Annotated in this window: 7 protein-coding genes; 5 read left to right on the forward strand and 2 right to left on the reverse strand. The window is 47.1% G+C overall.

The features are described from left to right. Window positions 1-161 precede the first annotated feature (161 nt). Both VNQ80_RS07195 and purL read right to left on the reverse strand, forming a co-directional pair. Window positions 162-635, reverse strand: a complete 474-nt coding sequence (locus VNQ80_RS07195; RefSeq protein WP_325636918.1) for a GAF domain-containing protein — start codon at window positions 633-635, stop codon at window positions 162-164. Further along, window positions 628-4,305: a phosphoribosylformylglycinamidine synthase gene (purL, locus tag VNQ80_RS07200; protein ID WP_325636920.1), complete on the reverse strand. Its 3,678-nt coding sequence runs from the start codon at window positions 4,303-4,305 to the stop codon at window positions 628-630. Before purL ends, VNQ80_RS07195 begins: the two co-directional genes overlap by 8 nt. 133 nt (window positions 4,306-4,438) lie before the next feature. Here purL and VNQ80_RS07205 point away from each other — a divergent pair, with 133 nt between their 5' ends. The 5 genes from VNQ80_RS07205 to VNQ80_RS07225 all read left to right on the forward strand — a co-directional run bounded on the left by VNQ80_RS07205 (window position 4,439) and on the right by VNQ80_RS07225 (window position 12,585). Further along, entirely contained in the window at window positions 4,439-5,296 is an 858-nt protein-coding gene (locus VNQ80_RS07205) for an AraC family transcriptional regulator (protein ID WP_325636922.1), read from the forward strand. 100 nt (window positions 5,297-5,396) lie between these two features. Then, a complete protein-coding gene (locus tag VNQ80_RS07210) occupies window positions 5,397-6,035 on the forward strand; it encodes a GntR family transcriptional regulator (RefSeq protein ID WP_325636924.1) in 639 nt (212 codons plus the stop codon). A 328-nt stretch (window positions 6,036-6,363) separates the two neighbouring features. Further along, on the forward strand, window positions 6,364-9,480 hold the full coding sequence (locus VNQ80_RS07215; protein WP_325636926.1) for a TonB-dependent receptor: 3,117 nt from the start codon (window positions 6,364-6,366) through the stop codon (window positions 9,478-9,480). An 11-nt stretch (window positions 9,481-9,491) separates the two neighbouring features. Then, on the forward strand, window positions 9,492-11,375 hold the full coding sequence (locus tag VNQ80_RS07220; protein ID WP_325636957.1) for a RagB/SusD family nutrient uptake outer membrane protein: 1,884 nt from the start codon (window positions 9,492-9,494) through the stop codon (window positions 11,373-11,375). 19 nt (window positions 11,376-11,394) lie between these two features. Further along, entirely contained in the window at window positions 11,395-12,585 is a 1,191-nt protein-coding gene (locus tag VNQ80_RS07225; RefSeq protein ID WP_325636959.1) for a DUF5000 domain-containing lipoprotein, read from the forward strand. The last annotated feature ends 7 nt before the right edge of the window (window positions 12,586-12,592 follow it).

The raw sequence follows: 12,592 nt of genomic DNA on the forward strand, positions 1-12,592 counted from the left end.
TCCGTGTCAAACCGCTCTCGCGCCATTGGCGCACAACGGTAAACATGTAATCTCTACGCTCTTTCATAATCATATTATTTGTGGGCGTAAAACTACAGCCGATTAGTTAAGCATAAAAGATGTACTTGGTAGGGCGGATACGATGCGCCGTGTATGGTAGGCTATTGAGAAAGCAAAGCGACGACTTTAGTCAGGTGTTCCGCATCCGCCTCATCGAAGTGGTTTAAGTATTCGCTGTCCACGTCGAGTACGGCAATCACGTTACCGTGTTCCATGACAGGGATTACAATCTCCGATTTGGATTGAGCGTTGCAGGCAATATGGCCGGGGAAGGTGTCTACGTTGGGTACGACGAGTGTCTCCGCCCGTTCCCATGCGGCGCCACACACTCCTTTGCCTCTGACGATGCGTGTACACGCCACCGGCCCCTGAAACGGGCCCAGCACCAATTCATCGGCCTTTACGAGGTAAAAACCTACCCAAAAGAAATCGAACTGCGCTTTTAACGCGGCCGATATATTTGCCATGTTGGCAATCATATCCGACTCTCCGGCTACCATAGCGCCGAGTTGGGGGAGCAATGCCTCGTACTGCTCCGCTTTGGTGCCTTGGGCAATATTAAGTTCTTCAGCCATGAAGACTGGTTGTTTCGCACCATTTGCGTGCGTTGACAAATGCTTCCAGCCATGGCGATACTTCGTCGCGACGGCCGGTTGGATAGTGCGCCCAATTCCATTGGAAAATCGAGCGTTCGATATGCGGCATGGTTACCAAATGGCGGCCACTGGCGTCGCAAAGCATTGCTGTGGCGAATGCCGATCCGTTAGGGTGGTGCGGGTAAGCGTCATACGCGTATTTGGCTACAATATGGTAACGGTCTTCCCCATAAGGCAGGTCAAACTTCCCTTCGCCGTGCGACATCCAGACACCCAACGTGCTTCCGGCCAAGGATGACAGCATCACGGAATGGTTTTCTTGTAAGGTAACCGACACAAAATTACACTCGTGTTTACCCGAATCGTTGTGGAGCATCTTGCCGTGCACCTCGTGATCGGGATTGATGAGTCCCAATTCCATGAAAAGTTGGCATCCGTTGCAGATACCGATGGACAGGGTGTCTTCCCGCGCAAAGAAGCGCTCCAACGCTTCCTTGGCTTTTTCGTTGTATAGGAATGCCCCGGCCCAACCTTTGGCGGAGCCTAATACGTCTGAGTTGGAGAAGCCACCTACAGTGCCGATAAACTGGATGTCTTCGAGCGTTTCCCGGCCGGAGATGAGGTCGGTCATGTGCACGTCTTTCACGTCGAATCCGGCAAGATACATGGCATTAGCCATTTCACGCTCCGAGTTGGAACCTTTTTCGCGGATAATGGCCGCTTTTGGCCGCGGCTTGCCCGGATCGATCACAGGCTTCCGGCCGTTGAAGTGATCCGGGAATTGATAAGAGAGTGGCTGATTTTTGTAGTTTGTATAACGAACCCGCGCTAAGCTGCCTTTTGTCTGTTTTTGGTCGAGCAAAAACGAGGTTTTGTACCACGTATCCCGAAGCTCGTTTACACTAAACGAGAAACGGTCGTTACCGTTAACGAATACGATTTCATCACCCTCGTATGGTACCCCTATGCGGGTAGCGATAATACCGGCATTTGCAAAGTGTGCTTCAAAAGCTTGGTCGTCCGTTGCCTGCAATACCACCGCGATGTTTTCGTTGAATAGTGTTTTCACCGTATCGGTTTCGCCGAGCACAGTTACGTCGTATTGAGCTGTAAGATTTACATCCGCGAAACACATTTCAAGCAAAGTGGTTACCAAACCACCCGATCCCACGTCGTGCCCCGCGGCAATCAACCCGTTATTGATAAGTTCCTGGACGGTATTGAAGGCCGTTTTGAAGTAATCTGCATCCTGTATCGTGGGCGCTTCATTTCCGATTTTGTTGCGTATCTGTGCAAATGAAGAACCACCCAGTTTAAAGGTGTCGTTCGATAGATTGATGTAATATATGGAACCGGCTTCTTTACGGAGTACGGGTTCCACCACGTTCGTAATATCCGTGCAGTTGCCTCCAGCAGAAATGATAACCGTGCCGGGTGCAATAACATCCCCATCAGGGTATTTCTGTTTCATGGAGAGGGAATCCTTTCCCGTAGGAATATTGATTCCCAAGGCAATAGCGAAGTCCGAGCAACCTTTTACTGCATCGTATAGGCGGGCGTCTTCGCCCTCGTTATTGCATGCCCACATCCAGTTGGCTGAGAGGGATACTCCGGCCAATCCGTTTTTTATCGGCGCAAAGATGAGATTTGACAGGGCTTCGCCAATGGCGTTACGCGATCCCGCCACGGGGTCTATCAGTGCTGAAAGCGGCGCATGGCCCACCGAGGTAGCCACCCCTTCGGTAGCGCGATAGTCGAGCGCCATGACGCCCACGTTGTTGAGCGGCAGCTGTAATGGTCCCACACACTGCTGTTTGGCTACGCGGCCACCGACACATCGGTCCACTTTATTGGTAAGCCAGTCTTTGCAGGCTACGGCTTCTAGTTGCAACAATTGGGTAAGGTAGGTGGGGATGTCGTCGACACGGTAGTCTACCTCGGCGTAGTCATGTGATACCCGCTGATCGGTCATCACCGTTTTCGGAGAAGAGCCGAAAAAGTCGGATAGCGCATAGTCGAGTGGTTTCTCGCCACTTGAGCCCGATTGGAATACAAATCGATGATCGCCGGTCACTTCGCCCACGGTGTACATTGGGGCCCGCTCGCGATCAGCAACGGTTTGGAGTGTTTCGAGGTCGTCTTCCCCGATAATGAGGCCCATGCGCTCCTGCGATTCATTGCCAATGATTTCTTTGGCTGATAGCGTAGGATCGCCCACGGGCAGTTTATCCAGGTCGATATGTCCCCCTGTTTCCTCTACCAGTTCGGAGAGGCAGTTGAGGTGGCCACCCGCTCCATGGTCGTGGATGGAGACAATAGGGTTATGGTCCGACTCCACAAACGCACGGATGGCGTTGGCAGCGCGCTTCTGCATTTCCGGGTTTGCGCGCTGGATCGCATTCAGTTCGATGCCCGAGCCGTATGCACCTGTGTCAGCCGACGATACCGCGGCGCCACCCATGCCGATACGGTAATTTTCGCCGCCGAGCACAACGATTTGGTCACCTTCTTTAGGCGTATGCTTCTTGGCCTGCTCGGCTTTGCCATAACCTACGCCACCGGCCATCATGATGACCTTATCATAGCCCAGTTTGCGGTTGGCCTCTTCGTGCTCGAAGGTCAGCACTGAGCCTGTAATCAGGGGTTGTCCGAATTTGTTGCCGAAGTCTGAAGCTCCATTCGATGCTTTGATGAGGATATCCACGGGTGTTTGATACAGCCAGCTGCGCTCATCCATCGCGTGTTCCCAGGGGCGTTCCGCTAGCAATCGAGCGTAGGCCGTCATGTAGACGGCCGTACCGGCGAGTGGTAATGCCCCTTGGCCCCCCGCTAGGCGATCGCGGATTTCACCACCCGATCCCGTGGCGGCGCCCGAGAAGGGTTCCACGGTAGTGGGGAAATTATGGGTTTCGGCCTTCAGTGAAAGTACGGAATCAAATTCCTGCTCGGTATAGAAGTCGGGCTTGTCTGCCGATTTGGGTGCAAACTGCGTAACGCGGGGCCCCTTGATGAACGCCACGTTGTCTTTATATGCCGATACGATTTCGTTGGGGTGGGTTTCGGAAGTCTTCTTGATCAATTTGAACAGCGATGAAGGCTGTTCTTCGCCGTCGATGACGAAAGTGCCATTGAAAATCTTGTGCCGGCAGTGTTCGGAGTTGGCTTGGGAGAACGCGAATACTTCGGAGTCCGTCAGTTTGCGACCAATCTTACTGGACAGTTGGTGGAGGTATTCCACTTCTTCGGGGCTCAGCGCCAGGCCTTCCTGTTTATTGTACGCATCGATATCGTCGATTTCCGTAACGGGTTCGGGCGATATATGGATGGTGTATAGCTCCTGTGTCAGTCCGGCGAACTTCTGTGAAATCATCGGATCGAAATCAGTGAAATCACGGATGACCGGTGTGTACTCCTCGATGCGGATAATGCCGCGGACGCCCATATTTTGTGTGATTTCGACAGCGTTGGTGCTCCAGGGTGAAACCATGGCCGCACGTGGTCCCACAAAGTCGCCCACAACGGTATCCCCGTCGATTTTCGTGGCGTTTCCAAAAAGCCAATTGAGTTTGACAATATCTTCAGCTGTCAGTGCTGATTCGGTTTGAACACCGTAAACGGTGTTTTTGGGGTTCACAAAGAAATGGATCATTAGCGTTATCCTCGAAACATAGAATTCCTGGGACAAAGATACGACTAATTTCGGCGAAGTTCATCAACTATTCCTGTTGTAAACACCGCTCGTTCTTTTCTTTTAACATAATTATACACTAATTTTGCTAACGATGGATCCAGTAGCGCGCCCCATACCGATTTTGCCTACCCAATCTTTTGCGGTGAAGCACCTGAAAGGAGAAGATTGCGATATCCCTTATCATGTACACGATGCGCACGAGCTGATTCTCATTCGGTCGGGCTCAGGTAGTTTTTATGTGGGAAATGCCATCCGGCGATTCCAGGCAGGCGATGTGTTTCTGCTTGCACCTGGTGTGCCACATTGGTTTAGGTGCGAGCGGCAATCGGCCGATTCCCTGTACGGGTATGAGTTCATTGTGCTTCAGTTCTATAAATCGTTTCTTGGTGAACAATATTTCGACCTGCCCGAACATGGGCGACTAAAGCGGTTGTTCAGTACGGCGGGATTGGCGCTTTCTTTTAATGGGTTGACCAAAGACACACTAGCGGAATGGCTCCTTTCCATGCCGCAAGCCATCGGGTATCGACGGTTGATGGTTGTGCTCTGGATATTGGCCACGCTTGGGAATAAACCCGATAGCACGTCGCTACAACAAGCGATCGCCACGGATATCGAATTAGGTGGCAAGGAATCCATGGATCGTATACAACATTTCGTCCGCGAACGCCTCCGAGAGCGTATCTATCTCGAAGACGCCGCGGCGCTACTCCATATGAGTGTAGCAACGTTTTGTCGCTATTTCAAACAATGTACCGGCCGGACCTTTGTCGAGTTTGTGCAGGAAATTAGGATTGCGCACGCCTGCGACCTACTTAGGGCGACGCCGCTACCCGTGCAGCAGGTGTGCCGCGACAGCGGCTTCCATTCCGTGGCTCATTTTATCCGGGTATTCAAACGATCCAAAGGGTTGACACCACATCAGTTTAGAGGAGCTTTCTCTAACTGAGTATATCTCCATATATTAAAAGCGCTACTTCCAATAATTAATTACTTATATTTGGACTTTCACATTATGTTTACATTTTAAAGTAGAACTTGTATATAACATGAAAGAAGAGTCGTTGTCAAATAAAGTCTATGCGGAAATAAGGGGGAAAATTATTTCTAATCAACTGGTTCCCGGAACCCGCCTAAAAGAAGATGCGTGGGCGAAGAAAATGGAAGTGAGCCGAGTGGCGGTCCGCGAGGCGTTGAATCGGCTGTTTGGGGAGAATTTAGTCAAAAAAGGTGAACGTGGCGGATATTTCGTTAAATCACTCAATACGGACGACATCCGCGAAATCCGCGAATTACGTGAAGTGCTGGAGCTTGGTGCGCTGCAATTGGCCTGCGATAAGCTGGAAGACAGTGATCTTCAGGAACTCGAAAAAATTTGTGACGATTTTAGTAACATGGTGAACAGCGGGTACTTTGGAGGGGCGTGTGAAGCGGATGTCAAGTTTCACGAAACGTTAATCAATACCGCTAGGAATCAAAAGCTTAAAAATATCTATATATCCAGTAATATTCCATTATTCCATTTCAAGTTGGGGCGTTCGAGCAGCCATATGGATGATTACGAACAAACTGACAAAGAACACCGTGCTATTCTTGAGGCATTGAAGTCTAAGGATTTTAAGGCTGCTCAAAAGGTCTTAATAAACCATCTCCACCGCGGCGAACTTGAGTCGCTGGATGAGGGTTAGCGTTGTATTGGTGTTAATACTTTTCCTTTTTTTAAAAACCAACTCCTGCATCTTTCCAATCAATTCTTAATCGCGCTTAGGTATGTGATTCTATAGCCTAATTCGTATATGAAATCCGTTTAGCGGCGGCAAATAAGCTCTCGGACGTTTGACGGCTGTGCCTGAGTTGGTATACAAGAAGTAGCCTAATACGAGAATTTAAAACTTGAATTAGGCGAATTGGAGGGACTGCAATTGCTTGTCAGGTCAAGAAAAATAATGTAATTTATTTTTTTTGTTTACAAAATATATTTATGTTTGTAGACATTATAACTAAATAAACTTAATTATGGAAAGAAAAAGACCTGCTGTGATTCTTTTTTCCCGATTGGTGCTTGTGTGTTGTTTGCTTGTCCCCTGGATGGTGTCTGCGCAACAGTCGGTAGAGGTAACTGGTTTGATTACCGATTCGTTGGGGGCTCCGATACAGGGGGTCACCATTAGTGTCAAAGACCGATCATCCATTGCTACGGGCTCGGATGTAAACGGTCGATTCATTCTCTCTGTTCCGAATGGTGCCACATTAATTTTTTCGTTAATTGGTTATCGTACTGAGGAGAGGAATACGGGGAATGGTGGGCCGATATCGATTATTATGAGTCCTGATGTCTCCATGTTGGAAGACGTAGTAGTTGTCGCTTATGGTACCCAAAAGAAAAAGGAGGTAGTCGGCTCGGTTACCAGCATCAACCCTTCTGAATTGAAAGTTCCATCGAGTAACTTAACTACTGCATTGGCGGGGCGGCTTGCAGGAGTCATTGCTTATCAGCGCAGCGGCGAGCCGGGTCTGGATAATGCCGATTTCTTCATCCGGGGTGTCACCACCTTCGGTTATAAAAAAGACCCGCTGATCCTGATTGACGGCGTGGAGCTGTCGACGACGGAACTCGCGCGTATGCAACCAGACGATATTGCCAGCTTCTCGATTATGAAAGATGCGACAGCAACGGCTTTGTATGGCGCGAGAGGAGCCAATGGGGTAATATTGGTTACCACGAAAGAGGGAAAGGTGGAAAGTGCCAAGTTCAGTTTCCGATACGAAAACTCCTTTTCGGCGCCAACGAAAAATGTCGAGCTGACAGACCCCATCACCTACATGCGGATGGAAAATGAGGCAGTAACCACAAGAAACCCCTTGGAGATCACACCATATTTGGAGAGCAAGATCGACAATACCGAATCAGGTATTGATCCGCTGGCTTTTCCTACTACGGACTGGCGAAAAGAACTGTTCAAGCGGTATGCGCATAATCAACGTGTGAACTTCAACCTGACGGGAGGTGGTGCGGTTGCGCAATACTATCTGGCAGGCACTTATAATCAGGATAATGGGGTCTTAAGAGTGAACGGAAAGAATAATTTCAATAACAACATTAAGCTAAATAGTTATGCTTTGCGTTCCAATGTGAGTATCAATGTGACAAAGACAACAGAAGTTGGCGTAAGGTTGTATGGAACATTTGATGACTATACAGGGCCAATTTACGGTGGTGCGGAAATGTATCGGATGGTCATGCGAGCGAATCCTGTGCTGTTCCCCGCCTATTATCCCGTCACCGAAGATTATAAATACGTACAACACATCATGTTTGGCGGCTCCCTTGAAGGAAATTCGGTGAATCCGTATGCCGAAATGGTTAAGGGTTATAAAGACTATTCCAAGTCGTTGATGCTCGCCCAGCTAGAAATGAAGCAGAATTTGGCATTCGTTACGGAGGGATTGACCCTCCGTGGAATGCTGAATACGAATCGGGAATCTTATTTTGACGTGACCAGGGCATACGAACCTTTTTATTATGACTTGGCACGTTTTGACCGCCAATCCAATACGTATACGTTAGATGCTATAAATCCCAATTCAGGGACAGAATATCTGGGTTATGCAGAAGGGCCGAAAATCGTCCGAACAAACTTATACGCTGAACTTGCTCTGAATTATAGCCGGACATTTAATGATAAACATGGAATAAGTGGGCTGCTCGTTTACAATATGCGCAATTTCCTGGAGGGCAATGCGTCTTCCTTACTTAAGTCGTTGCCCTATCGGAATTTGGGAATTTCCGGCCGGGCAACGTATGCCTATGACGATCGCTATTTTGCTGAGTTCAACTTTGGCTATAACGGTTCGGAACGCTTTTATGTGGATAATCGTTTTGGTTTTTTTCCTTCTGCAGGTGTGGCTTGGTCAGTATCCAACGAGAAGTTTTGGGAAGGAGTGGCAAAAGTTGTTCCTCGTTTGAAGCTACGTGCCACCTACGGGTTAGTTGGGAACGATGCCATCGGAGCGGCAGAGGACCGTTTCTTCTACCTCTCTACTGTTGATATGAACAATGGAGCGATGGGGGCGGTATTTGGAACGAATTTCAACTATGGACAAAGCGGAGTGTTGGTGTCTCGATACGACAATCGGTTGATCACATGGGAAACCGCAACCAAAACCAATTTTGGGTTGGAATTTTCATTTTGGAACAAGTTTGACGTACAAGCGGATTACTTTATGGAATACCGGAAAAATATCCTGATGGATAGAGCGTCTATCCCTGTGACTATGGGTCTTTCTGCTCCCGTGCGTGCGAATGTAGGAGAAGCTTCCGGAAAGGGCATTGATTTCTCGGTAGATTTTAACCATACCTTTTCAAGCGGTCTATGGCTTATTGGGCGAGGAAACTTTACGTATGCAACTAGTAATTTTGAGGTCGTAGAAGAACCCGAATACAACGAGCGCAACTTATCAAAGCTTGGATACTCGCTTTCTCAACAATGGGGTTATATAGCTGAGCGGCTGTTTATCGATGCGGCGGATGTCGCGAATTCACCTACGCAAAATTTCGGCATCTATGAAGCGGGCGATATCAAATATCGGGATGTGAATGGCGATGGGATCATTTCTTCACTGGATCAGGTACCTATTGGTTTTCCCACCGATCCTGAGATAATATACGGCTTTGGATTTTCTGCCGGGTTTAAAGGATTGGATTTCTCGTGCTTTTTTCAAGGGTCGGCTTATTCTTCTTTCTGGATCAACAATAATGGATCGACGTCGCCATTTGTTAACGGAAATCAAGTACTAAAGGCATATGCAGAAAGTTATTGGTCGGAAGAAAACCGAAATAACTATGCGGTATTGCCCCGGCTTTCGAAAATATTAAACAACAACAATAACCAATTAAGTACATGGTTCATGCGTGATGGAAGCTTTCTTAGGCTCAAATCGGTGGAAATGGGTTATACAATACCCGAAGTCCTTTCGAGAAAAATGTATTTGAACAATCTTAGGGTATACTTCTCGGGTACCAATTTAGCCAATTGGAGTAAGTTTAAGCTTTGGGATGTGGAGATGGGAAGTGAGGGGCTGGGCTATCCAATACAGCAAGTATATAACCTAGGCGTGCAAATTGGATTTTAAGAATTCGAATCATGAAAAATATTAGAATTTTAATACTCATCTCGCTGTTTTTTAGCTCGTCCTGTAGCTACCTGGACGTTGTGCCAGATAATGTGGCAACGATAGATAACGCATTTACCATGCGGAATACAGCAGAAAAGTACTTGTTTACGTGTTATTCCTATCTCCCCAAAACAGGGAATTACATTTATGACCCGGCAGTATTAGGGGCGAATGAAATGTGGTCACTCAGAACCGAATGGGGAGCGTTATCCATTGTTCGTGGTTTCCAGAATGTTGTAAACCCTTTCTTTAACCTGTGGAGTGGGGTAGGCGGAGAACCGCTATTGTTCAAAGGTATCCGTGATTGTAATATATTTCTCGATAACATAGATAAGGTGGCGGAATTGGAGGAATTGGAGCAAAGACGGTGGGTAGCGGAAGCCAAATTTTTAAAAGCTTATTATCACTTCTATACGCTAAGGATGTATGGGCCGATTCCTTTGATTAAAGATAATCTATCCATTTCGACAAGCGTTGAAGAGGTGAAAGTCTATCGGGAACCTGTTGAAGAGTGCATCACCTACATTCTGCAACTGCTGGATGAAGCTTTTGTTGATTTACCTGATCGTATCGAAGCCGAAGAGACGGAGCTTGGCCGAATCACTAAAGTGATTTGTATGGCGGTAAAAGGGCAGGTGCTTACGTTGAACGCTAGCCCGCTATTTAACGGAAATCCGGATTATGCGTCCTTTACGGACAGTCGCGGCGCACAACTTTTTACAGCTACATACGACCATGAAAAATGGTTACTCGCTGCCGATGCGTTGAAAGAAGCTATTGATTTAGCACATGAGGCTGGGAATAAGTTGTATTATTATCGGGAGAATGATCCAAATGGAGCACTGGTTTCCGAACGTACCAATTTGAAAATGAACATTCGGGGCGCCGTGACCGACAAATGGAATCCTGAAATCGTTTGGGGGAACTCCAATGATCAAGCAAGAGATAACCAATTGCAGGCCCAAGCGCGTTTGGATGGAAATACACCCGGTTATGGTGTGGGCACATCGCTCGGTCCGACGTTGAAGATGGCTGAATATTTCTACACTAAAAATGGAGTACCCATTGAAGAGGACAAAGATTGGAATTATAATAATCGGTATGATCTGCGTACTGCAACAGCTGAGGACGTCCATTATATTAAAGAAGGGTATGAAACCGTTGAACTGCATTTTGAGCGTGAGCCCCGTTTTTACGGAAACTTAGCATTCGATGGGGCCATCTGGTATGGACAGGGGCGCAAAGCTGAAACAAACAATTGGTATGTGCAGGCTAAATTCGGGCAGTATTCGGGGGGTAAGCCCACAAACGGGTACTCCCCTACGGGATACTGGGCAAAGAAATTAGTGAACGCAGACAACGTATACTCCGCGACAAATAGTTACACCATTGTTTCCTATGCACAACCGATTATCCGTCTTGCAGATTTGTATTTGATGTATGCGGAGGTACTTAATGAATACAACGGTCCGACCGACGAAGCCTACAAATATATCGATCTAGTGAGAGCACGCGCGGGCTTGGCATCTGTAAAAGAGGCTTGGCAAGCGCATTCTGTATTGCCTGAGAAACCCACAACAAAAGAAGGTTTAAGAGCTATTATCCATCAGGAACGGGGAATTGAGTTAGCGCTGGAAGGCACGCGGCTTTGGGATTTACGACGTTGGAAAGAAGCCATCAATGAATTGAACGGGCCTGTACAAGGGTGGAATCTTATGGAAGAAAGTGCTGGTGGATATTATGTGCCCACATTGTTACACTCAAGAAAATATCAATTGAGGGATTATTTTTGGCCTATTAAAGAACTTGATCTCATCACAAACAAAAATCTAGTTCAGAATCCGGGCTGGTAAAGAATTAAAATAAGCAGTTATGAGACATTTGATTAAGTATATATACTTCAGTGCAGCTTGTATTTTATTACTAGCTTGTAAAGAAGAAACACCGACTGTGTTAAATGAAGGTGGCGATGCACCGGGGGTAGTAAGTGATGTGGTGGTAGAGAATAGAAACGGTGGTGCGAAATTATCCTACTTACTCCCTGTCGCGGATAACTTATTATACGTTAAAGCCGTATATGAGTATCCATCTGGCAACGTTAGGGAAGTGAAAGCCTCTGCATACGTAGATAGTTTAGTTATTGAGGGTATAGGGGACACAGATGAGTTGGAGGTGTCGCTTTATGCGATAAGCCGTTCGGAGAAAGCGTCGAGCGCCGTAAAGGTATCGATTCAGCCGATGACACCACCTGTGCAGTTAGTAAGCTCCTCTTTAAATGTAAGCGCAGATTTTGGTGGCTTCGTGGTTGATTTTATGAATCAAAGCGGAGCGGAAATCGTCATCGAGGTAATGAAAAATACGGGTGGGGATTGGACAAGCCTCGATGCGTACTATACAAAAAGTAAGCATGGTGTTTTCACCGTAAGAGGGCAAGATGCCGAACCATCACAATTCGGTTTTTTCGTCAGGGACAAATGGAAGAATAAGTCAGACACCGTTTTGGTTGGCTTAACACCATTGTACGAAATTGAATTGCCAGCCCCCACACCGATTACGATTTTACCAAGTGACTATAATCTTCATTTTTCGAATTTACATTATGGTTATATGTTTGATGGCATCGTATCAGATAATAATTATATGGGGACTTTAGCGGCAGAAGCCGCGATTTTTCCGTTATCCTTCACCTTAGATTTCGGTACGCCGACCAAATTTAGTCGTTTTGTGTACTGGATGCGCCAAGGAGATGGACACATTTATAATTACTGTTCTCCGGAAGATTGGGAGATATGGGGAACTAATGAACTGACCGATGACTGGGCTGGATGGACGAAGATTATGGACTGTAAAGCAGTGAAACCCTCAGGCCCAGGGGCAACTTTAACTGCAGAAGACCGAGAAGTGGCTGCCAAAGGTCTAGATTATTCGTTTCCACCCGGAACGCCAGAATATCGTTATATCCGATGGAGAACAAAAAAAGTTTTTGGCGGATTACCGGCTGTACAAATTTCTGAACTTGCGTTTTTTGGTGGTAATAATGAAATGGGAGGTAATAATGATTAATCGAAAA

It is taken from the genome of Parapedobacter sp. (genome assembly GCF_035556095.1).
Taxonomy (GTDB): domain Bacteria; phylum Bacteroidota; class Bacteroidia; order Sphingobacteriales; family Sphingobacteriaceae; genus Parapedobacter.